Origin of the sequence: Azospirillum sp. OGB3 (genome assembly GCF_014192915.1) — a bacterium.
GTDB lineage: Bacteria > Pseudomonadota > Alphaproteobacteria > Azospirillales > Azospirillaceae > Azospirillum.
This window is the reverse complement of sequence record NZ_JACHYN010000003.1, coordinates 602,083-624,392: the sequence shown is the minus strand read 5'-3', so window position 1 is coordinate 624,392 and position 22,310 is coordinate 602,083. Positions and strand designations below refer to the sequence as shown.

At 68.3% G+C, this 22,310-nt stretch carries 18 protein-coding genes, 1 tRNA gene and 2 pseudogenes; 7 read left to right on the top strand and 14 right to left on the bottom strand.

Going from position 1 to position 22,310, the window contains the following annotated elements; all coding sequences use genetic code 11:
- Positions 1-242: 242 nt before the first annotated feature.
- Positions 243-1,010: pseudogene (locus FHW79_RS10365) on the top strand (IS256 family transposase); the annotation flags it as partial.
- On the opposite strand, the gene FHW79_RS10360 reads toward FHW79_RS10365, so the two are convergent.
- Positions 1,010-2,392 carry a transposase gene (locus tag FHW79_RS10360; protein ID WP_247884261.1) on the bottom strand — a complete coding sequence of 461 codons (1,383 nt, stop codon included), beginning with the start codon at positions 2,390-2,392 and terminating at the stop codon, positions 1,010-1,012. The pseudogene FHW79_RS10365 and the gene FHW79_RS10360 sit on opposite strands and share 1 nt — an antisense overlap.
- Positions 2,393-2,458: 66 nt before the next feature.
- On the opposite strand from FHW79_RS10360, the pseudogene FHW79_RS10355 reads away from it, so the two are divergent.
- Positions 2,459-2,926: pseudogene (locus FHW79_RS10355) on the top strand (transposase); the annotation flags it as partial.
- A 422-nt stretch (positions 2,927-3,348) separates the two neighbouring features.
- Positions 3,349-3,954 carry a hypothetical protein gene (locus tag FHW79_RS10350; protein ID WP_183178816.1) on the top strand — a complete coding sequence of 202 codons (606 nt, stop codon included), beginning with the start codon at positions 3,349-3,351 and terminating at the stop codon, positions 3,952-3,954.
- A gap of 379 nt (positions 3,955-4,333) precedes the next feature.
- On the opposite strand, the gene FHW79_RS10345 is transcribed toward FHW79_RS10350, so the two are convergent.
- The 4 genes from FHW79_RS10345 to FHW79_RS10330 all read right to left on the bottom strand — a co-directional run bounded on the left by FHW79_RS10345 (position 4,334) and on the right by FHW79_RS10330 (position 8,992).
- Positions 4,334-5,782: a site-specific integrase gene (locus tag FHW79_RS10345; protein WP_183178815.1), complete on the bottom strand. Its 1,449-nt coding sequence runs from the start codon at positions 5,780-5,782 to the stop codon at positions 4,334-4,336.
- A complete protein-coding gene (locus FHW79_RS10340) occupies positions 5,779-7,974 on the bottom strand; it encodes a hypothetical protein (protein WP_183178814.1) in 2,196 nt (731 codons plus the stop codon). Before FHW79_RS10340 ends, FHW79_RS10345 begins: the two co-directional genes overlap by 4 nt.
- Before the next feature lie 217 nt (positions 7,975-8,191).
- Positions 8,192-8,482 carry a helix-turn-helix domain-containing protein gene (locus FHW79_RS10335; protein ID WP_183178813.1) on the bottom strand — a complete coding sequence of 97 codons (291 nt, stop codon included), beginning with the start codon at positions 8,480-8,482 and terminating at the stop codon, positions 8,192-8,194.
- Between the two features lie 114 nt (positions 8,483-8,596).
- Positions 8,597-8,992 (bottom strand): hypothetical protein, encoded by a 396-nt coding sequence (locus FHW79_RS10330; RefSeq protein ID WP_145671690.1) that lies wholly within the window; start codon positions 8,990-8,992, stop codon positions 8,597-8,599.
- Here FHW79_RS10330 and FHW79_RS10325 point away from each other — a divergent pair.
- From FHW79_RS10325 to FHW79_RS10315, 3 genes are all read left to right on the top strand, one after another.
- Positions 8,991-9,311 carry a hypothetical protein gene (locus FHW79_RS10325; protein ID WP_183178812.1) on the top strand — a complete coding sequence of 107 codons (321 nt, stop codon included), beginning with the start codon at positions 8,991-8,993 and terminating at the stop codon, positions 9,309-9,311. The genes FHW79_RS10330 and FHW79_RS10325 overlap by 2 nt on opposite strands.
- Positions 9,312-9,661: 350 nt before the next feature.
- Positions 9,662-10,087 (top strand): hypothetical protein, encoded by a 426-nt coding sequence (locus FHW79_RS10320; RefSeq protein WP_183178811.1) that lies wholly within the window; start codon positions 9,662-9,664, stop codon positions 10,085-10,087.
- Between the two features lie 562 nt (positions 10,088-10,649).
- Positions 10,650-10,949, top strand: coding sequence for a hypothetical protein (locus tag FHW79_RS10315; RefSeq protein ID WP_145671697.1), 300 nt, complete (start codon positions 10,650-10,652; stop codon positions 10,947-10,949).
- 208 nt (positions 10,950-11,157) lie between these two features.
- Here FHW79_RS10315 and FHW79_RS10310 read toward each other — a convergent pair whose 3' ends face one another.
- From FHW79_RS10310 to FHW79_RS32615, 6 genes are all read right to left on the bottom strand, one after another.
- On the bottom strand, positions 11,158-11,811 hold the full coding sequence (locus FHW79_RS10310; protein ID WP_183178810.1) for a hypothetical protein: 654 nt from the start codon (positions 11,809-11,811) through the stop codon (positions 11,158-11,160).
- 31 nt (positions 11,812-11,842) lie between these two features.
- The gene (locus FHW79_RS10305) at positions 11,843-12,634 is read right to left on the bottom strand and encodes a hypothetical protein (protein ID WP_183178809.1); all 792 of its coding nucleotides are present in this window, start codon (positions 12,632-12,634) and stop codon (positions 11,843-11,845) included.
- 105 nt (positions 12,635-12,739) lie between these two features.
- Positions 12,740-13,321, bottom strand: a complete 582-nt coding sequence (locus FHW79_RS10300) for a DUF4357 domain-containing protein (RefSeq protein WP_183178808.1) — start codon at positions 13,319-13,321, stop codon at positions 12,740-12,742.
- A gap of 7 nt (positions 13,322-13,328) precedes the next feature.
- On the bottom strand, positions 13,329-14,906 hold the full coding sequence (locus FHW79_RS10295; RefSeq protein ID WP_183178807.1) for a DUF2357 domain-containing protein: 1,578 nt from the start codon (positions 14,904-14,906) through the stop codon (positions 13,329-13,331).
- A gap of 55 nt (positions 14,907-14,961) precedes the next feature.
- The gene (locus tag FHW79_RS33505; RefSeq protein ID WP_211108178.1) at positions 14,962-16,932 is read right to left on the bottom strand and encodes an AAA family ATPase; all 1,971 of its coding nucleotides are present in this window, start codon (positions 16,930-16,932) and stop codon (positions 14,962-14,964) included.
- A gap of 1,034 nt (positions 16,933-17,966) precedes the next feature.
- Positions 17,967-18,557: a hypothetical protein gene (locus FHW79_RS32615; RefSeq protein ID WP_247884259.1), complete on the bottom strand. Its 591-nt coding sequence runs from the start codon at positions 18,555-18,557 to the stop codon at positions 17,967-17,969.
- Between the two features lie 142 nt (positions 18,558-18,699).
- Between FHW79_RS32615 and FHW79_RS10285 the strand changes: the two genes are divergently transcribed.
- Positions 18,700-19,101 (top strand): Wadjet anti-phage system protein JetD domain-containing protein, encoded by a 402-nt coding sequence (locus FHW79_RS10285; RefSeq protein ID WP_348984106.1) that lies wholly within the window; start codon positions 18,700-18,702, stop codon positions 19,099-19,101.
- 41 nt (positions 19,102-19,142) lie between these two features.
- On the opposite strand, the gene FHW79_RS10280 is transcribed toward FHW79_RS10285, so the two are convergent.
- The 3 genes from FHW79_RS10280 to FHW79_RS10270 form a co-directional block, all read right to left on the bottom strand.
- Positions 19,143-19,511 (bottom strand): hypothetical protein, encoded by a 369-nt coding sequence (locus FHW79_RS10280; RefSeq protein WP_183178805.1) that lies wholly within the window; start codon positions 19,509-19,511, stop codon positions 19,143-19,145.
- A 103-nt stretch (positions 19,512-19,614) separates the two neighbouring features.
- Complete coding sequence (locus FHW79_RS10275) at positions 19,615-21,768, bottom strand: site-specific integrase (protein ID WP_348984105.1); 2,154 nt, start codon at positions 21,766-21,768, stop codon at positions 19,615-19,617.
- A 319-nt stretch (positions 21,769-22,087) separates the two neighbouring features.
- Positions 22,088-22,161 (bottom strand) — tRNA-Gln (locus FHW79_RS10270).
- Positions 22,162-22,310: the final 149 nt, after the last annotated feature.

Here is a 22,310-nt window from a genome sequence, read left to right as displayed (position 1 = left end):
GGCTGCGACAACAGGCCGGACACATGGATGCATCCTTCTCGGCCAGTCAGTGCGGATTTCCCTCTTGCGCCGGAGGGGCCGTCCACACATGGTTTTTTCGACGACCTCAGCTTGCCACCGTTTCAAGAAGGTGGAAGGGCCGTCCACCACATCAGCTCAGTGTGTTCGGCGGCAGGAGGTGGTCATCGCGCATCTTCGGTAAGGTCAAGTTGCGACACGCGACCACGACCAAGGACACGACGATGACCGACGACAGAATGGCACTGATCGAGCAAATCCAGAAGAGCACGGACGGCGACTTCCTGCGCTCGGTCGCCGAGCACACGTTGCACCGGCTGATGGACTTCGAGGTCGAGGCGCTGATCGGCGCCGCTCGCCATGAACGCACCGACACGCGCACCACCTACCGCAACGGCTCGCGCCCGCGCCAGTTCGACACCCGGCTCGGCACGCTGGACCTGAAGATCCCCAAGCTGCGCCAGGGCTCCTACTTCCCGGCTTTCCTGGAGCCGCGCAAGACGGCCGAGAAGGCGCTCACCGCCGTCATCCAGGAAGCGTGGATTCAGGGCGTCTCGACCCGCAAGGTCGACGACCTCGTCCAGGCGCTCGGCATGACCGGCATCTCCAAGTCCCAGGTCCCGGCGGTGTGCCAAGAGATCGACACCCGGGTGCAGTCCTTCCTGGAACGTCCCTTGGAGAGCGAGTGGCCGTATCTCTGGCTGGATGCCACCTACCTCAAGGTTCGCCAGGGCGGCCGCATCGTCTCGATCGCCGCGATAATCGCCACCGGCGTCAATCAGGATGGACGGCGCGAGATCCTCGGCCTTGGGCTGGGGCAATCGGAGGCGGCGATCTTCTGGATTGAGTTCCTCCGTTCGCTGGTGCGGCGCGGGCTGAAAGGCGTGAAGCTGGTGATCTCCGATGCCCATGAGGGACTGAAGGCGGCGATCAGCCAAGTGCTGAGCGCGACATGGCAACGTTGCCGTGTGGGGCCGTTGAAGAACTCAGTTCAGGTCTCGGCGGCTCGAAGCCGGCTGGCATCGACGAAGATCATGAAGGGTGCTCTGTTCCCCGGCATACGGACGAACAATGAGCGGAGCAGAAGCAGGGCCGCGGCCAGCCGCTTGAGGTTGATGGCCGCGGCGGCCAGGTAGGCCTGCACCCGCATGTTCCAGAGGCCCCGGCGAACCGCGCGGGCGAGCCCGTGCCAGCTCTTCGCCTCGCCGTGCACGCCCTCCACTTTCCAGCGGTGGCGGCAGTAGAGTTCCTGGTCCCTCTCCGACCACTTCTCGCGTCGGCGTCGGGCGCGCAAAAGCGCCGGGTAGTCGTGCCCAACCACCACGGCCTTGTTTACCCGGCCGGCCGACAGGCAGAGCCCGCGCAAGTCGCATCCCTTGCAGTCCCGGGCGCGCGAGGTGAAGAACCGCCCGTGCTTCACGGCCCGGCCGGCCTTCAGCACCTTGCCGTAAGGACACTTCAGGACGTCGTGCCGGGCGTCGTAGCGGAAGCGGCGCATGGGCACCGGCGAGCGGATCGGCTCGGCCTTGGGCGGGATCACCGCCGCCGTTCCGCGGCGCTCGAGTTCGCCGTAGACCTTGGCGTAGGCATAGCCGGAGTCTGCGGTGGCCGTGGCGACTTTCACACCGGTCAATGCCTCGACCCGCTCGAGCGCTGGTGTCAGTTCCGCGCCCTCGTTGTCTTCACCCGTGGTCACGTGCACATCCACCACCACGCCTGCCTCGTCGTCCACGGCCGTGTGTTGCTTGTAGGACGGCTCCAGACGCTGCCGGCGGCCGCTGGTCGCCATGGTGGCGTCGGGGTCGGTGGTGCAGATCTTCTTGTACTTGCCGGTCTTCCTGGAGTCCCGCTCGGCCTCGTGCACAGGGTTCTCATCGCCGACCTTTTCAACCCAGCACTTGGCCAGAGCCTCCCAGCTGACGTCCGCCCGGATAAGTGAGGCGTCGACGTGCACCACCTCCCCCTTGGCCACCTTGGCGGCCACGCAGGCCTGCACGGTGCGCTCGAACACGCGGCGGAACCGCGCCTCGCCCCAACGCTGCCGGATCCGGGTCAGGCTGGAGTGGTCCGGCAGCCTCTCCGTTAGGCCGTAGCCCGAGAACCAACGGATCGCAATGTTGACGGCTGCCTCGCGCATGAGCCGGCGGTCGTGGACGATGCCCAGTAGGAAGCCGGCGAGCATGAGCCGCAGCGCCGCCTCCGGGTCGATGCCGGGCCGGCCGTTCTCCGCGCAGTAGAGGTCGGCGACCTCCGCCCGCAGCCAGGAGAGGTCCAGCACACGGGCAACGCGGACCAGGACGTGGTCGTCGGGGACAAGGTCGCGCAGAGAGCCGGCGAAGAACTCGTACTGCTCCGGACCGCGCTGCCCCAGCATCCCCGTCTCCCGTCACCAGCCTGCAAGGACAGGGAATCACCGATGGCAGGCTTTTTCAACGGCCCCCGTGTTCATTTCCTTCGCTCGCTGCTCTGCCACGTGCCGAAGGGCCAGCAGACCGTGGTGTCGGCCGCCGTGCGTCAGGTCTTCGTGCAGCCCGACCGCAAGAGCGCCGGTGAGGTCTGGCGCCATGTCGCCGATCAGCTGCGGGCGCGCTTTCCCAAGGTGGCGGCGCTGCTCGATGCCGCCGAACACGATGTGCTCGCCTACATGGACTATCCCGAGGCACACCGCACCAAGTTACACTCGACCAATCCTCTTGAACGCCTCAACAAGGAAGTCAAACGCCGAACCGATGTTGTTGGCATATTCCCGAACGAGGAAAGTGTTCAAAGGCTCGTCGGTGCGATCTTGCTGGAGCAGAACGATGACTGGCAGCTCCAGCATCGTTACCTGACGCTCGAGACCATGGCCGGAATCGCTCCCGCCGACGAACCTGCCATCACACCACTTCCCTCAGCAAAGGCGGCCTGACCGACGACGCTCCTGACCACCTTCCAATTTCCACCACCTTGACGGACGTGACCTTTGGGCGCGGCTTCAGACCGCCGGAAAGCCGGTCAAAGCGGCCCTTATCACTTACGTCTCGGAAGGTCCTCGTCACCTTAAACGCTATGATCGCGACGAGCACCGATTACCAACCGCCGGAAGCAGTCGGAATACCGTTGGCGGGAAACATGGTGCAGGTCAGTCGACTGTCGAACCACGAATCGACAGTTGACAGTTTTGGGAAGAATCTTGTCTCATAGACGTCGGGTGACCAGATCGATTCTGAGGGCTCTTAAGTGAACTGTGGGAACGGCACTCTCCGAATACGAATAGCTTTTTAAACGAACTGCGGCTGCGCATCTAGCGCGTTGCAGCAGTTCGCGCCGTAAAAGCTATCACGGAGGTGCATGATGTCCCAATTTAGGACGAGTCTGCCTGATCTCAACCCCCGGCTGCTGCAGCTCTTGGTCTTCCTCGAGGCCTTCCCATTTATCGCGGCCTCGGCTCTGAACCGCCAAGCAAGCCAAATTCTCAGCGCCTGTGTGCCTGCCGCCGTCAGCGTCAGCAGATTTCTGAGAATGCACGGGTTTGCTGCCGACCCGCTGCCGGTAAACGCCTATGTCAAAGCTAAGGTTGCGGGCCCGGGAGGTTCGGAACTGCGCGGGAAAGCTGCAGTATATGGCAAGGGAGGTAATTCGAAGGCAGGTTTCCAGGGCCATATGATCGTGTCGATTGACCAGATTGTATTCGATCCCACCCTGGGGCAACTCCAGCCGCGTGGAGCTCAAATTCCCAGCCAGATTGTGCTTCAGAAGCGGGGGGGGCTGCCCCTCATCGCCAGCTATGAAAACTATATGCCGGTTTGGAGCGTCGAGTATGAGCAATGGAGTGGAAATCCTAGAAGGGCCGTTCACGTCATCAATAATGTGTCGAAATCAAACGATGATGCGGTAGTTATGGCACTCGAGAAGGAATGGCAGGCAAAGCACCCTAACATCTCGCAAGAGTTGTGAGGATTGGTTTTCTTAACGATGTTTCACAGCCGCCTTCCCTGTGCAGAACCAATCCAAGCAACCAAACCTGTCGGATTTCAGGTTATTTCCATCATTTCCCACCCCGCGCGATATCTGGCCCCGGACCAGAGGGATGATGGTCAACAGGATGGGATGGAGCTTACTGCTCCATCCCCGTCCCAGCGCGTAGACTACCAGTGTAGAATCCGGGTGGGTCATGCGTTGTCCGGGTAAGAGCAGGTTCCGCTTACTGGACTTCAGCACCACTACATTGGATGCATAGAGGTTTCCGCTTCTCGAGGGAGCGGAAACCGCTGGGCAAGCCGGGGCGATCCATCGATAACCGCCCCGGCATGGCCGACAATGCTTCCCTGCAACGTCACCGTCGCCTCTCGAGACGGCCGAACAACGCGGTGCGCTCAACCCTCTCATGGGCCGTCATGCCCTCCTCGATCCGCCGCTCGATCACATCCTCGAGCGAACGGGTGGCGGCGACGCTGGATGCCTGCTGGATGTAGGGCTCGCAGGATCGCCGGTTCCGGTGCCCGAGGAGCCTTGGGATGAGCTCGGCCAATTCCGGTGCATGGTCGACGATTGCGGTGGCGGCGACATCCCGGAAAAGATGAGGTCCCAGCCCCAACCCGAATTCCTGCTCGGTGATGCCCATCACGCAGTCGGTCAGACCGTTGGGCGTCAGCGGGGAGCCGAAGTAGCCCGGACAGGCGGAAAGCCAGAGAGCGTCACCGGACTCTTCGGTGACGAGCGTCGGTCGCCAGAAGGCCAGCCAGCGTTCCATCGGCTCGACCACGCCGGCGGCCAACCGCTCCACCCGGCCGTCACCATTCTTGGTTTTGAGCCATATCAGGCTGAACCCACCGCCCGGCAGGCGGTCGATGAAGCCGCCGGCGATGGCATCGTCCGGCGCTTCGCCGAGGCGCAATTCATGAAGATTGCGGCGGCGAACCGGGTGATGGGTCAGCATCAGGATGATCAGCCCCTTCTGGTAGAGCGCCGCCGCCCGCCGGGTCCGTCCGGTGGTCTCCGCCCGGGCCATCAGCCCTCGGGCGAGGTCGCGGAGTTCGGTCACGCTTCTCATCCGTTCTGACTTCCGGCGGGCCTTCGGCGCCTCTTCGACCTCCTCCTCGAGTTCCAGGGCATGATCCCGCAGCCAGTCCCAGTCCTCACCGGGCCACAGCGCGCGGGCCATCATGGCGAGGTTGATCGCCACGCTCGCCAGCGTGGCGGCCGAACACCCTTTGACGGCTTTTGCGGCGAGATAGGCCTCCACCTGCTCCGGCGTCACCGCCAGCGGTAACGATGCCGACCGGCAGAAGGCGAGGTACAGGCCCATGTCCTTCTCGCGCAGATCGGCCGTCTTCGCCGACCACTTCCGCGCGGGATTGTCGTTTTGCCTGCGGTCGCGCAGCGACAGTCTCCGCCCGTCGCTTCCCCGGGCGGCGGCCCAGGCGGCGCGCATCGGCGCCGGCCAGTCCTCGACCAGCAGACGGGCGCGCCGCTGCCGACTGACGGCGCCCCGGCCCGGCCCGTCCGACGGTTTGCGCGCCGGCGACGCCATCCAGACCGCCCGCACGGTGCGCTCGACCCACAGATGGTCGCCGGCCGGATCGCGCTCCCGTAACGCGGCCGCCAGACCGTAGAGCAGTTCGCACATGTCCTTCGGTCGGCTGGCGTGCGTCACCGCCAGGTGGGCGATGTAGGCCTCGAGGCGGCCGGGATCGATGCCCGGCTCCTCCGCGCCGCACCACCGTCGATAGGCGTTCCAACCGCGGAGATTCCGGCGATTGTGGATGCGTTCGTCCCGCTTCACGACGACCTCCGTGTGGCTTTCGCCATCCGACGCGTGTGGCCGGGGGTGCGTGCCCTGATCCGATCGACCGCAGCCTCCAGCGCCGCCGCAGCCTGGTCCTGCGATATGCGGCCATACTCGCGCCGTCCCGCCCCATGATGACCGAGGAGGCGGCTGACCGTGTCCTGATAGCGCGGGTCCTCATCGAGCAGCAGCTTGGTGGCGAGGTGACGCCACAGGTGCGGGTTCATCTTCAGACCGGTCTCGCGCGCGACCACCCGCGAAATGAGTCCGGAAAACGCGGCCGCCTGCATCGGCTTGTTCTCGCCGCACCGGGGGAAGAGGAAGGGGCTGCCGGCGGCGCCGAGCAGCGGGCGGTAGTGGGCGCGGTAGATGCTCAACAACATCATCTTCCAGGGTTGCAGCACCGCACGCGCGGCAATTTTCCCCTTGGTCTGCCGCGCTTCGTACGCGACGGCGCCCTCGGCGCGGCGGGACAGCGGCCATTCGACATTGTCGAGACGGGTGCCGCTGAGGGTCAGCACCCGCACCGGCAGGCTGTTGAGAAGCAGCACTCCCATCGCCGCCGCCGCGGTCAGCGCCATGCGTAGCGTGACCGGCGTTTCCCCCACAGCGGCACGGGAATGCCGTTCGCTTTCCAGGCGTTCCATCACCCGGATCGGTATCTCGTGCAGCGCACGCAGGTTCTCGGGGGCGGCGAACTGGGCGAGCTTCCGCTGATTCTCGGGTGTCATGTCATCATAGATTTCGTGCCCCTCCCGGGCACACTCGATCAGCGGGAGAAGATCGGCGACCACCGGGGCGTCCTCCGGCGGCAGGCGGATCGCGGCCATGGCGAGGAACCCACAGGCGTTGTGCAGCGTCTTGGCCGGCTTGCGCGGCAATTCCCTCTCGCCGGCGGGAATGTGCTCGGCGCAGTAGGCGTCATACCACGCGATGAACACCTCTTCATTGACGACATCGCTGACGGTGCACAGGTCCTCCAGCTTCCTATGGCCGTGGTGAACCGCCCAGGAGGCGAAGCGGCGGACGAAGTCACTCAGCCCCTGGATGGAGGCGTCGCGGAGCCGCTTGCGCCCGCCGTTATCCTCCTTCCGGCGGTCATCGCCCTTGATGGCGCGGCTCTTCCTGGCCTCGGCCCTGGCGCGCAGCCCGGTCACGCCCGGCTGATACCCAGTGCGCGCGACCACCAGAAGATCCTCGAGGTTGCGTTGGAAGGCCGGCGGGAACGCGGTCAGCGGCAGGCTGCCCGGCCCCCTGGCGGCGAGCCCGAGCGTCAGGCGCCGCCGTGGCCAGCCTGGAACGGTTTCCGCAGCTTGATTCCAATAGCCTCGGATGTGACGGATCGCCATGGTCAGATCCTTGCGGCAGCCGCAGGCCATCATGCGGTCGGCCACCGCGGCGGCGACGGCGTCGTCCACGGCGTCCGGGGCGATCCCCACGTCGGAGCAGTGGCGCATCAGGAAGGACAGCGGACCATAGGCGCGGGGCACCGTCGCCCGCCATGCCGTCCACAGCGCCCGCCATTCCGGAGTGAGGGCGCTCGGGTCGGTGACCGACGGCAGGGCCGGCCGCGGAATGACGAGGTCCAGAGCCTTGCGCAGCAGCGACTTGACGTTCTTCACGGTCTTCCGGGATACCCCGAGCGCGGCATGCTGGTTGGCGAGCGCCTTGAGTTGCGGATCGAGCGACCGCAGGCTGGCCGGCAGTTCGCCGGGCGGACGCCCCAGCCAGCGCGCGACGCTGGTGATCGCGCTGACCAGCGCGGGCCGGTCGCTGTCAGCCACCCGGGCGGACGAGGCGACGACCTGCCGGAGATCCTCGAGCGTCCGAGCCGTTGGGCGAACCACAGCGGGGGTCTGGGGCCTGGGCGGCTGCGGCGGGGCCTGCACGATCGCCTCCGGCCAACCGGGGACCTGCTGCACGGCCGCGTTCCAATAGGTCCGCACCTGCCGGTAGGCTTCCTTGCGGTCGGTCCAGGTTCCGGCGGTCGTCAGATGGTCGGCCACCGCGTTCAGCACGCCCTCGTTGACGGCGGAGGGCTCGACGCCATTCGCGCTGCACCAGCGCGCGGTGGTGGACAGCGGTCCCGGAATCGTGCCGAGCGCCGCGCGGGCGTCGCACAGGCGACGCCAATCCGGCGACAGGGCACCCGGCGCATCGCGGCGGGGCAACGTGAGCGGTTCCGTCATGCGGTCCTCCTGGTTTCTCCCGACGCGAAAGGCTTCGGGACGGCAAGGGGGCCGACAATGCGCGACAATCCACGACAATCCACGACAATCCGCGACATCTACGCACATTCGGGACAGGGGATGGGGGAAAAGCCCCCATTGTTTCGCACCCCTTGTCCCGAGCCGGCCCAAGTGATTGGAAAATCAGCGACAATCGACGACCATCCGCGGCGGCGCGTCAGCGCGGCCGGCGGGGCTTGGTCGAGGGACGGACGGGCTTGCCTTTCGTGTCCCCGCCGGTGTTCCCGGAGGGGTCGGCATCGTCGGGTGTGAGCGCGGGCGGCAGCGTGACCGCCCGGTTCGCCTGTTCGAACGCCAGGAGCGACGCGGCGCTGATGCGGCGGGTGGTGCCGGCCAGCGTGGTGATGACGATGTGTCCGTCCCGCGCCCAGCGTTCAACGGCCCGCCGCGTCACGCCATACCGGTCGGCAGCCTCGTCGAGGCTGTACCAGAGCTGATCAAGGGACATCGGGTCCTCCTCCTCTGTTGCGCCGGCCATATGGGGCCGTGGACGGAGGAGGCGGGTGCAGGACGCCGATTTCTTCGACGTCCTGCAGGCATGTGGCGGCCGGGAAGACCGGCGTCAGCGAAGGACCGCCACCCGTGCCGTGCGCGGGCGGTCATGCACCGTGATGGTGATCTCGAGGTGCTGATGGGGGGCGGCGAGGCGGCCACTGACGACGGCGTCCTCGGTCATCGCCTGAAGAAGGTCGAGAACCTGGGCCTCGACGGCGCGCTGTTCGGCCTGCCGACGCAGGGCGGCGTCGAAGGCCGCTTCGTAGCGATCGTCAGGGTCGTCGCCCTCGTCGTCGACATTCCGGTCCTGCACCCGGTCGCAGAGGCCCGCCAGTTCCATGATCCGGCATCGGAGCGCCTCGGACGGCGTCGGGCCGTCGAGCAGCGGATGGATGGCGCGCCCCAGGGCGGCGCTGCGGGTGATGAGCCGGGCGAGGGCTTCGAGCGATTGGGCGGTCGTCATGTTGCTCCTCCACGATGGCCGCCGTGCGGTACGGCGGGTCAAGGAGGGCTGGCCGGCGGAAATGCGTCGCGTCGCCGCCGACCATATGGGGCCGTTCCGGTGCAGCGTCTCCGAAAAAGTGGCGCCGCTTCCGCTGATCGCGTTTGCCGGAATCATCGATGACTCTTCAATGATTGCCCTGCTTCTGCTGGATCAAGGGGTTGCGGACCGCTTTCGTCCGCCTTTGCCGGATTTCGTCCGCCGATGGCGGCCCCACCCGGAGGTGCCCCCGAATGGATGCCGGGATGGCCCCGAACAGATGCCGGAATGGCGTTGGTAACCGATTGGTCGGGCGTGGCTTTTCGCTCTCTGAATCAATGAATCCGTCGAATTGGAAGAACAAGGGAGGAAAGGCGACGCCCCTCGGCGAGGGGCATCGCGAGGCCCGCTGCTCGTAATGCGGTGAGGAAATGGAGGGACGGCGAGGGATGCCGGTAGCCGGTCGAACCCATATTCCTGGCGCACCGATGAGCGGATGGGGAGGATGGCAATGGCGGCGAGTGCAGCGGACTGGAGCACGGCGGAGACGCTTTCCGGAAAAGGCGGACAACGCCGGTCCGCCGGCTGTCCAGCCCCGTCCGCCGGCGGACGGGAACCGCCCGCCTCACACCCGACGACCGGAGGACCGCGATGATCCGCGAGCGCAGGGGAAAGCGTGGAGCCGGCTGCCTTCAGGTGATCAGCGTCCGCTACGACCCGGAGATCGGCCGGAACCGGCAACGGGTCGTCGCCACGCTGCCCCTGGACGCCGAGGGCCTGCCGTCCCGCATCGCCGCCGAGCTGACGGCGACCGAGCGGCGCAACGCCGAGGCCTTCTTCTCCGCCCGCAGCCATGACCTGCGCGAGAGACGCATTCTCGAGAGCGTCGCCGCCCTGGTGGTGCAAGGCCACAGGATCCGCGCGGCGCTCGCCGATCCTGGCGACCGTCCGATGGTGCTTCGGGCGGCGAAACTGTACGGCCTCGGCACTAGCCTGGCGGAGTTGGTCGGTGCGGCAGCGGCCAGCGGACTGCGCGGACGGATCAGGGTACCGGCGCGTCGTCGCCAGAACGTCTGACCGAAAGGACGTTCACCATCCGGCGGACGCTGGACAACGGCACACCGGGATACCCGCTGATACCGCCGGCGTCCCAAAGCGAAAGAGTGCATGACAGCGGCGGCATGTCAGGTGACAGGCTGTTCGGTATGATGGACCCACCTCGCATAATTTGGGGCCAGGAACATCGCGACCGTCCCTCACGGCGCAGACCTGGACGGAGATGGTGCCGCACACCGCCATGGCGGCTGGCCCCGTTGCGGAGGGTTGGAATAGGAAACTCCTTCGGGCGGAGGCGGCTGATGTCGGACGGGCAACTTCTGCTGCACTGGCGGCCGTTGGCCTGCGACCCGCCGGATCTCGGCCACATGGCGGCGGCCTGGCGCGGCTGGTTTCTTTGGGCATCTCCTAATTCGCATCCGACCGCCACATCATGGAACTGGGGCGCGAAGCCACCTAGCCCGGACCGGCCGTTCAGCGGCGACGCGGCAACGGCGACGGCCGCCATGGTCGCCGCGGAAGCGGCACTACTCGCACGCCTGAGCGGCCATGAGCGTGCCGCCCTGGCGCGGTCCGTCGTCCCATGACGGAACTGGGCTGGCGAATGATTGGCCAGGGCTGGCGGCTGGATGTCGGGCCGGGCCTCAGGCTTCACGTGGATCCGCTGCCCCGGAATGGCGACGGTCGTACCGAGTGGGTCTGGTCGGTCCTGGCGCAGCGGACAGAAGAGGCGGGATGGGAGGTAGTGGACGGTTTGGCCGTTGATCAGGCTTGCGTGGCGGCCGAACCGGCCATGAACGACGCCCTCGCGGCGTTGTTGGCGCTTGGCGTGGTGACGGCGCATGATCTGGCGCGGCTAGCAAGAGGGGAGCACCTCCGGTAAGCCGATGACGGAACACGCCTGATGACGGGGCGTCGACGTGGCCGCGACGATTTCAGCGTTGATGACGCGACAACGGTTTCGAAGCGTTGCCGTGGGCTGCCCGTCCCCGGCACCCACCCGGACCTGGAGGCGGCCGGGCGTCGGCAAGGAGCCGCTCCCGCTTCGCCACACTCGGCGACGGGGCGGCTCCGCCTTCGTGGCAAACGCGCTAGTGAAGCGCAGCCTCGACCCGCGGCCGGGTGAGTACGATCAACTGCTGCATGGCACGCGCCAGTGTGTCCGCGGTCGCCGTGTCTGGAAAAACGACCTGCAGGCGTCCGCAGCCGCCGACCCAATTGGGATCGTGCACCACCGCCTGCCCGGGCATGGCATCGCGCACTCCGGCGCACAGGGCGGGCAGGATGCCCGTAACCGCGGCGGCCTTCTCCGTCTCGACGTGCAACTCGACGCCCATGTGGCGGCGGGCGTGGGACGGCAGGAACTCGTAATGCACCAAGGCCGGCCAGCCCGCCACGTAGATCTTGCGGTAGCGGTCCTTGCCGGGACCTTCGGTCACGCCCTCGCTGCGCAGCGGGTCGAACGCGGCAACGGCGGCGCGGAGCAACGCGCGCAGGTCGCGCGGCGGCGCGGACAGCGTGGGCGCCGCCGCATCGACAGGCACGTCCACCGGCGCGCGCTGGCACGGAACGCCGCCGCCAGCCCCCAACCGCGCCCGTGCCACGGCAACGGCGTCCTCGATGCTGTTGCCGGACACGCGAAACAGCACGTCGTCGGCCTCCTGGACGACGGCGACGGGGCGGCCGTCGACCAGCCCGCCGACGATCCGCAACGCACCCTCTTCCACGATGATCATCCCGCCCATGGCGCGATCCTCCCTGTTCGGCTTTCTGACATCATGCCGTCAGCGTCTCCGTCGCGTCGGCCAGCAGCACCGTGTGCGGGTCCACGAAGCGGAACGGCGTCGTGCGCCGGAATCCGCCTTGGACCGGAGCCGTGGCGAGCCCGAAGAGGCGCAGGTCGCGCAGCGTGTCGAGCACGCACGGCCTGACCTTCTTCGTCACCTCGGGGCCGGTGAAGCGGCCCGACACCCGCTCGGCAACCTCGCCGTCGATGTCCTGGGCGCACACGGTTCCGCGCTCCTTCAGCAGCGCGTAGACGGCGTGACTGACCATGACGAGATCGCGGTAGGCAGCCGAACTCACGACGGTTTCGTCGGCCCGGGCCGGATAGGCGTTCCCGGACGCCCGCGCCCGGGCGATGTTGGGCATGACCGGCGTCATCGGGCTCTGGCGGGTTGGGTCGACCTGGTGGAAGCCCTGGAAAATGCCGTCGTCGGCGTTGCCGGAGAGCCTGGGGCGGAGTTCCCGGCCGGCCTCCAGACAGAAGAAGGCCGGCAGGGGAAGCCGCCGGGTCCGCGGCTGGACCTGGATGCACCCCGACGCGACCCGCCCCGGCCCGTCGGTCGCCATGGCTGCCGGGGCCGGCACGGTCGTGGCCGAGGTTCGCGGGGCATGGCGATTGGCCAGCCGCGCGTGCGCTTTGTCGACGGCATCGCCGACATCCTCGCCCGTCGTCTGAAACAGCGCTTCCCCACCCGACAGGACCACGGCGACGGGACGGCCGTCGACCAGCCCAGCGCTGATCGTGACGTCGTCCAGCTCGATGGTCATCCTGTGTGCCGTCATGCGCCTCCTCCACATCCATGTCGATCACCCGCTCAAGCCTCTGCACCGGCCACGCGCCACCCCTGGCTCCAGTGTCGTCCTGGAGCGATGGGCACAACGGCGGAATCAGCGCGGCTCCTCGTGCCGTGGCGGCGCGCCGGGGCTGGCCTTCTGCCAATCGCGCAACGTCTGGCCGGTGCCGGGAATCCTCCAGGCGGTCGGACCGCTGCAGTTGCGGTCGAGCACGACGCCACCGGCTTGACTCGCGCTGGAGAACCGCCACGCTTGGGCAAAGACCAGCAGCTTGGGATCGGCGGCCGGCCGCAGCACGCCGCGCGCCAGGAGTTGGTCACGCAGCGGGCGGTCGCGACTGACGTCGGTGCCGTGGGCGCGGGCGGTCGAACCGGCGAGCACGATGAATCCGTTCCCATCCGATCGGCCGCGCGCCGCCGCGGCGCCGCCGCGCAGCTCGAACACCGGACCATCGGCAACGTCCGGCGCGCCGCCGCTGGCGCCGGTGGCCGGCACCAGCGCACCGCTGCGGACACCCACCGCCCCGGCGGGGCGAAGGCGGGCTAGCACGGCGGCTCTCGCGGCCTCTTCGCTCGCTCCGGTGCACTGGAACAGGATCTCCCCGCCGAGCATTGCGAACGCCACGTGCTGGCCGTCGAGGACACCCAGCGCAATGGTCGGCTGATCGTCGCTCACGCGTCTCTCACATCGTTTGGCCGACCGCGACCGGCCTGCTGGCGAACGGCACCGCCGGCTCCAGGGCGGCGCGGAACAGGCGGGCGGCCGTCGTCCGCAACGCATCCGTGCCGGGCATGGCGGTCAGCGCCGCGACGCCGTCGCCGAACCACCGCTCCGGTCCCGGATAGAGGATGGCTGCCATCCTCACCACGGCGTCGCCGTTCGCGTCCCGTATGGCGTCGCGGTACGCGTGCATCTTGTCGATGTCCTCTTTCTTCGGTCCGGCGGCGCCGCCGTCCCCGTCGGCGTCACCGAACAGCTTGTACTTCGGATCCAGGATCAGCAGCTCGCGGCGCAGCGGCGTGCGGACCTCTAAGGTCACGTCCGGAATTTGGCGGAAGCTGACGCTGCCCAGGTCGGCAAAGGGCGGCGGGGCAAAGTCGCGCTGCGGCGTCAGCGTCACCGTACAGCCGTCGGCGCGGCTGAGCACGACGGCGGGCCGACCATCCGGAAGCACGTCCACCAGCGCCCCCATCAGCCCGGGCGTGACCAGACGCTGGCCGGCGACGGTGAACCTCAGGTCGGCCGCAACGGCGAGAAGGGCGTCGATCAGGGTGAGCGTGCCCCAGGTCTCGTACAGCGCCGGCACGTTCTCCATCGGGGCCTCGAGCGCGGGGTCCCGCAGGCAGGCGCGGGCGGAACGCCGAAGCGCGAGGAAGCCTTCCAAGGCGGCGCGGTACGCCGGCCGGCGCAGCAGGACCATCGTCAGGCGGTCCGGGGCGGAGCGCAGTCGCCCGACACCGTCGAGAAACGCCGCGGCCCGGCACGCCGCGCGGAAGCGGGCGCGCAGGCCGCGCAGGATGTCGCCGGCCGCGGCCGCGAAGCCGGCCGACAGACCGGCGCAGGTCTCGAGACGGCGCAGCCGTCCGTCGACCTGGTCGCGGAACTCGCGCACGAGCCGGTTCTCGTAGGTGTCATGGGTCGGCTCGCTGCGGGCATCGACGAGTCGCAGCGGCAACCGCTCGGCCGTGAGATTGCCCGCCCGCCCCAGCGCCGCCGCGAGCCGCCCCGGGACCGGGCGACGGACGCGCTCGGCCGGCGTCCAAATCTCTCGGTCGGCGAGCACGACGTGCGGGTCGCGGCCGAGCCGGTTCAAGGTTTCGATCAGGCCGGGCCGCCCGGCCGCACCTTCGAGCGCCTGACGGATTTCCTCGAACTCTTGCGCCAGCGTCGCCGGCCCGGGCGGACGGAAGGACAGGCCGGCGAACGCGCCGAGCCGGTCGAGCCCGATGGCCACCGAAGCCGGCAGGCGTGTCTCGAGGTCCTCGACCATGGCCGCCAACGCCGCGTCCGACAGCTTAGCCGAACGGATGTGGATCACCGCCTCGGCGAGCGAGGCGCCGTCGCGGACCGCCACGCGCCAGCGCCCGGCGCCGGCTCGGTCCCAGGGGACGGTGACGCGCGGCACGCCCGCGACCCGCTCCACCCGGACCGCGAGGGGCCGGCCGTTCAGCGTGACCTGGACATCGGCCCACCGCTCCAAGGGAACGTCCGCCAGGACCAGTGTTCCCGGCTCCCACTCGCGCGGGACGGCGACCGGCACCCCCCGGGCGTCGTGGAACACGAGGGAAGGCGTGGCGCCGGCCGGCGGTGCGGGATCAGAAGAAAGAGGTGAAGCCATGCGCGAGGAAGCGGTGGTGCATCTGGCGGGCGCGGGCGGCGCTGAGCGGCATCGTGGGGGCACACAGGTCGACGAGGCGCTGCAACGCGTCGCCGACCCGGGCATCGTTGCCCTTGATCTTCGGCAGCACCTTCTGCAGCACCTGCTCGTCCAGCGCGTCCGGCCACGCGACGCCCAGCGCCTGGGAGTGCGCGACGTACTGGTCGATCTCGGACAAGACGCGGAACGCGAAGGGGGCGACCTCGGCGACCACGTCCCAGACGTCCAGCACCGGGGCGGCAAAGGGCTTGCCGTCGAGCTGCGCGGCCAGCAACTCGCGTGGGCTGTCCAGCTCGAGCATTTGCGCACGGTCGTAGATCTTGTCAGCGAAGGCGTGCGTGGTCTCGTCGACGTTGACCGTGCCGATGAACGCCAGATTGGGCGGCAACGCGACCCGCCGCCCGCCGGCGAGCTCGACCTCGGCCTGCCCGCTGCGGGCGCGCAGCTCCATGGCCGACAGGAACGTGGCGAAGTAGTACTCGACGCGGGCCAGGTTCATCTCGTCGAGCACGAGATGGAACGGGCGCGCCGAGCGCCGGGCGGCCTGCGCGGCGGCGTACTCCTGGCCCGCTTCCTGAAGGAAGCGGGTGAACGCAGTGGCGTGGAAGGCGCGGTCGAGCGGGTTGAAGTAGCCGAGCAGATCCTCGTTGGTGGTCCAATTCGGCGCCACCGGAACCACCAGATACCGCGCGCCGACCGCCTTGGCGTAAACGTCCGTCAGCCACGTCTTGCCCGTGCCGCTCACGCCGGCCAGGATGACGAAGCCGCGGGCTTTCAGCGCGACGTGGTAGCGGCGCAAGGTGCGTTCGGACAGCCGCAGGCCGGAGGCCCGGACGCGGTCGACGATCTCCGCAAACGGCGGCTCCGGCAGCGTCTCGCGGCGCGGCTGCTCCATCGCGAGCTGGACCAGCAGCTCGCGATGGACCTCGTGGACGTCGTTGAAGCGCCAGGAGCGTTGCTCGACGCGGCGGGGAAAGCCGCCGGTGTGCCAGGCGACGCCGACGCGGTGAACGTCCTCCGGGGCCGCCAGCCGCCGGTAGGGCTCGGTCACGACGCCGGCCGCGCGCACCTCGCCGGACGCCTCCCCCGCCACGACGACGTCGCCGGGCTGGAGCGCGCGCACCAGCCACAAGCCGGCGGCGGTGTCCTGCGCGAAGCCCTCGTCCGGGTTGGCGTCGGCAAGGGCGGCGGCAAGGTCCTTTTGCGTGGCGAACGCCGCCAAGTCCGTGGCGGGGGCCACGTCGAGGCGAAGGTCGGAGCCGGCCAGCCAGCCGCCGATTCCCTCGGCCGGCGGGCGGACGCGCACCACCAGGCGTCGGGAGGCGGCATCGGTCGCGGCCAGGATGGCGGCAAGCCCGCCGCCCGCCGGCACGGGAGGTTCGGCGTCCGGCGTCGCCGGCGCGTCGTCGCCGGCCATGGCCACCCACAGGAAGCTCTGGACGTCGATCATGTCGCGCGGCGCCCAGCCCTCCTCGGCCAGCTTCTGCCGGATGGCGGCCGCGAACGCGCGCGCATCACGGTAATCGGCGGCGCTCGGCGGGCGTCCCCAACCGCCCAGCTTGCGCCCGCTCAGCCGAGCGCCGGCCTTGTCGAACAGGTCGGTGCGGACGAAGATGTCCCGCTCGGGATCGATCAGCATCAGCAGCAGCGTGCCGACGTTGCGAAGCACCGCGGGCCTGCCGCCGCCCGTCGGGAGTACAGCCTGGTAGGCGTTCGTGAAGCGCTCGAGCCGTTCCGCCGCGTCGCCCTCGCCAAGCAGCAACTCCCGCAGGGCACCTGCGGCGGCGAGGCACTGCTCGTCGGTCAGCTTGGCCAAGTGCTCCCAGGATCGCCAGCCTACGAGGTTCTGCGGACGCCCGCTCGACGGCAGCGCCTCCCTCTGCATCACCTGATACAGCGCGGCGCACACCTCACGCGCCTGCGCCGGGGTCGCCGCAGGGGCCGTCAACCGGGGGAGCAGGGCCGCGCGCACGAGCGCCACGAGCTCGTCCTTGGAACGGCGCTCGGTCTCGACGTACGCGGCTCCGGCCTCAGCAAACGACCGGAAGCCCGGCATCTGCCGCAGAAACTCGCGCTTCAGATTCTCGAACTCGGCGGCGTCGACCTGCATGGCGTCTCGGGGGTGCTTGCAGCCCCAATTGTGAGTAAAAGGGAGGAATCAACCTGAACGATCATGGCGGGAGACGGGCAGGCGCGCAAGGGAGTTGATCGACAGCCCTACGGCCCGGCTCGGTTCCGTGGGGCGCTGGGACCGGAAGCGCCCGGATCAGCATAGAGTTCGGCCGACTTGCGGGCTGCGGTGCGCGCCCGGCGCCAAGCCCTCTGGATCGCCAGCCTCGGCAAAGTGACGAGCGGACGCCAGCAGTGTTCTCGTTGGTCGCCCGTTGCCACGGCGCGTGCGGATCGGCGAAGAAGCCCCTCATCCTGATGGTCGATACGGAGGCCGAGCTTCGCCGCGAGGAAGCCGCTATCATCCGGGACCTGATGCCCGCGGGCGGCCGCACGGTGCGCAAGCTGCGGGCGCCGGTCCCGTTCCTGCTCGGCAAGGTCGACACCCAGGGCATGCTGGACTCGGAGGAGGAGAGCCGTCGGGACGCGGAGGCGAGCCTGACCGAGCAGCGGACCGCGTTGGAGCGCCCGCGCAGCGCCGAGCGCGCCCTGCGGGACGAGGTGGCGGAACTGGAGCGCCTCACGGCGCCCGGTCTCACGGCCAACTTGGCGGAGTTCGATCGGGTCGCGCAAGACCGTGCAGACGCCGAAATGCGACAGCAGCAGCTTGAGGCCGCGCAGGACCGAGCGCCGATCGAGGTGATCCGCGCCGCCAGGGCGGTCTTCCCGCGACCGAGGAGGCCATCTGCGAGGCCACGGCGGAGAAAGGACGCATTGAGGGCGCCCTGTAGGGCGTGCGCGAGCATCGGCGCGGTTGAGCGGAGCATCGCGGACCTACGGGACAAAGTGGAAGGGTCGCTCGCCTACGCTGATCGCGTGATGGTCGCGTCGCAGGCGGTCGAGCGCAGGGCTGTGCTGATCGCTGTAGGCGACCCTGGGCGCCCCGAGTTCGACCGCGTGCTGATGGAGGAGGAGTTCGCGCTCATCAAGCACCCGGTCGACGACCCGCGGTGGCTGCCGGCCGCCCTTGAGCATCTGGACGGCTACGTCCTGTTCCGCAGCGACAAGCGCCTCGCCGGCACCGAGGACGCCTTCCTCGAATCCATCCGGGAGTACCTCCGGCGCTCCGACCTGCCGCGCCCGGCGTGCGTGCCGGCTGCCCCCCTGTTCGATGACGTGGCGGGCGACGTGTCCGACGATGACCCGATGGCAACGATCGACGCGGTCGCCGCATGTGTCGCGGGGGAGGACGCCAACCTGCGCGACAACGAAATCGTGCGCAAGGAGGCCGAGGCCGCCCAGGCGCGGTTGGAGGCGATCCAGACCTTCAAGGAGGATTTCGTCGGCAAGATGCGCGGCGCGTTCGACGTAATGGGCGGGCTGCTCGGGGAACTTAACCGGCAGTTGCGCAAGCGCTCGTTCCACGGTCTGGCGTACCGCTTCGCACGCCAGGAGGCGCCGGGCTACCGGGACATGGCACGCTTGTCGAGCGGTCATCCGACCCTGGGATGGCGGAAGCCCCTTTTTGATTCTGACGGTCGAGAACCTCACGTCCTTCCACCGCCAAGTGCGCGAGGCGCGGCAGGCGGACGTGTGCGTGGTCTACACCGGGGGTTTCCCGAGCCTCACCGTGCTTCGGGCGCTGCGCCATCTGCTCCGCGCGGCCCCGACGCCACCCCGCCTGTTCCATTGGGGCGACGTCGACGCCGGCGGCGCGCGCATCGCCGGACATCTGGAGGACAGCCTCGGGACTGCGGTCGTTCCGCACCTGATGGACGCATCGACCGTGCGCCGCTTCGGGCGTGCCGGGCGCGCGGGCGACGTGAGGGCGCTCAGCCGGCGCCCCGGAGCGGTCGGGATCATCGCCCGGACGATTGCGGAAACCGGCCTCCTGCTCGAGCAGGAGGCCGTGGATCCAGTGCCCGTTGGCAACGCTTCCGGGAGCGTCCCCCATCAGCGCGGCGGGTAGCGTCCGGCATCGTCCACGAAGGCAAAGGGTGACCGGACGCGCTATTCGCCCGGCGCCGGATTGCGTTCCGGCACCAGCGGAGCGAAAGTCCAGGATGTGTAGCCCCGGCGATCGAGATAGTGTTTGCGGGCGAGGATTTCCGCCAGCTCGTGCCCGCTGATCTCATCCTTCTCCATGCGACGGGACAGGCTACGGAGCGCCTTGGTCAGCTCGAGCGATTTGTCCAGCGCCTGATTCAACCCCTCGAGCATTGCTTCGAGCGACTCTTCGTGTTTCGCCAGCGGCACCGCCGTCCGATAGACAGCCAGCATGGCATCAGCGGCTGCTTCACTCACCTTCTTCAGCGATTCCACATCACGCTTCAGCGTGGCGACGAGGATCATGCACTCCGTGTCGATCGTGTCGGTCATGCGTTCCGTTCCTTACCGAGGGCACCACGTTCGTGCGGTGCCGGGAAGGGAAGATCGGTTCACACGCTGAGGGCGTCCTCCGAACCTGCGGAAGCTTCCCCACTCACGCGCCCGGCGGCAACACCAGGCACAGCTGGCCGTCGACCATGGCCGTGTGAAGGCGGTAGTTGATCGACGCGATCGCCTCGGTCAGCTTCGCCAGCCGCGCGCCCTTGTAGTAGCGATTCCGGGTCTGCCCGTGCTGGGCGTGCCCCATCAGCTCGCTCACTCGGACATCCGGAACCTCGCGGTTGAACAGGTGCGTGTCGAAGCTGTGGCGAAACGAATGAAACGAAAGCCGTTCCCGCTTCATCCCAATGTACTCGAGGTAGCGGCTGAACCATTCCCCAAGGTTTTCGCCGGCGCGGGTCGCCTTTTCCGGCCGGAGGCCGGGGAACAGGTCCCGTTTGCCGGCGCGTTTCTGCGCGTCGACGTAGTCGAGGAAGCCGAGCTCGAGCAGCAGCGGGTGGATCGGAATGATCCGCTTCGAAGAGGGGGTCTTCACGCTCTTGCCGTCCTCCGGAATGACGTCGATGCACCAAATGCCGACAGTCGGAACACCATCCTCATCCTTGGGCGAGAACCGCCGCAGGCGAGGCCACGGACCCGACGGATTGTCGAGATCCACATCCCAGTCGGTGAAATCTTCCTGATCGAAGCAGCGCAGTTGGATGTCGGTGGTCAGCAACTGCGCCGCCTCGCCGAGCCGCACCCCCTCGAGGGCAGCCAGCAGCGGAATCCAGAACTTGGCGTCCTTGACCGTGCTGGAGCCTGGACGATGCCGGTAGTCGATCCCGGCGCAGCCGGTCCAGCACGGGCTGGCGAACAGCTTGCGGAGGTCCGCGCTCAAGAAGGCTTCCCGATCGGCGTTGGCCGCTCGTCCGATATCCTTCTGATCGTAGCGGATCTTGAGATCAAGCAGGTCCCGGTCGATCGCCACCTTCATCGTGGTCCGGAGCCAGCGGAGCAGCCCCTTGATCTTGTCGAGATGCTTGTTGACGGTCTTCATCGACAGGCGCGGCACCTCCGCGTCGCGCATCTCGTGGGCCAGATTGTCGCGGTCGATCTGGCCGTCCTCCGCACGCGCCATCACCGCAGCCTGCTGGGAGGCCGTCACCGCGTCGGCCCTGGCGACGGCCTCGGCGCCGGTCATGTTGCGATAGGTGCCGCGGCCGAACAGGTTCGGAACCCGGTGCAGTTCCCCCCTGAACCGCAACAGGTCTTCTTCCGTCACCTCGACGGCACGGCGGTCGCCGATGAGGCTGGTGAACAGCTCCGCGGCAACGCGGTAGTTGCGTTCCTCCTCCTTGCACAGAGACGCTGTCTTGAAGGGGTTTGTATCCCGCTGACGGCGGCGGACCCATTCGCCCATGGCCTGCTGGATCGTCCAGTCCTTTGCCGGGCTGGACCTCTGCGGTTGGTGGCGTGCTTCCGCATCCGTCGCTTCGGGCGTCCGGTCGACAATGATGGCAGAGGGGACGCCGATCGGGCTCGCCGGAACTGCGGCAGGGGAGGTCGTGACGAGCACGGACGCCGCCGCAGCGACGGCGGGCTGAGCGGCCTGGGAGTGCGGGTGGGCTTCCACCTCCGTCCGGACGGGCACCGGGCTGCCGTTGGGTTCAACGGGGTCGATTGATGCCACAGGGGCCTCGGCCGAAGAGGACTGCGCCGCCGCCTGCGCAGGCATGACGATCGGCACCGGCGCTTGCGGCGCCAGCACGATGACGGTCTGACCTTCGGCTCCGGGAACCGCAGTGCCCGACGGTGCGCCGGCCGGCACGCCGACCGCCATGCTGCTGGCCGGCAAGGGCGGCAGGACATCCTCGAGGTCGTCGTCGTAGTGATTCTGCTCCCGTTCGGCGTTGATGCGATGGATGCGGGGTAGCCCGCGCAGCACCAGCCGCGCGAGGTAGCTGTGCTCGGCCGTCTCCGCCGCCGGCACCGGCAGGCCGATGGTGACGGCGCGCTCGAGCACCGCGCGGGCGGCGTCAAGACGGTTGTGCCGGACGGCGTCCTCGATGGTGGCGACAGCGTCGAGTTCGGCCTGGACACGCCGGGCGATCTCCTCCGGCCCCCGCTCCCCGCCCAGGGCACGCGCCACCTCAGCCCGTTCCAGCTCGCCGAGCAGGATCGGTTGGAGGAGGGCGCGGAGCGCGCTGGTGTCGATGGTGCCGGCCTGCATGACCTCGCCGAGGAGTGCGAGCACGGCATCGACCACGACGCTGAGACGCCGCCCTCGCTGCCGTGCGAGGCCGGGCATATTTGTCCGCAGGGAAAGGCGTATCTCCCGACCGACGATTTTTCTCGAAGAATTTTCCGGGGCGCCGACATCCCCGACCGCAGCCCCACATGCCGGCAGTATCCGGCGCCACCAGTAGACGGATCCGCGGCGGTAGAGATGGACCCCAAGCGACATCCCCGGCACTCCCCCGTAAAGGGCGCCGAACCGTCGTTGGCACAGGCTGATGGCACAGTTGGGGGACCAGCCTGCTGGCTTCGCCCTAAGTGCCTGATGTGCAAGGATTTCTAGGAAAAGTTGGTTGGGGGACTAGGATTCGAACCTAGGCTGGCGGAGTCAGAGTCCGCTGTCCTACCGCTAGACGATCCCCCAGACCGTCACCGGGCGTGGCGCTGCGCCGCGTCCCGTCGTGGGCCGCCCTTTTAGCAAAGCGGGCTGGGCTTGTATAGCCCTTTTTTCGACACCGGTACCTTGGTGTGGGCTTGCGGACACATTTCAATGCCATTCGTGGGCTTTCGCCG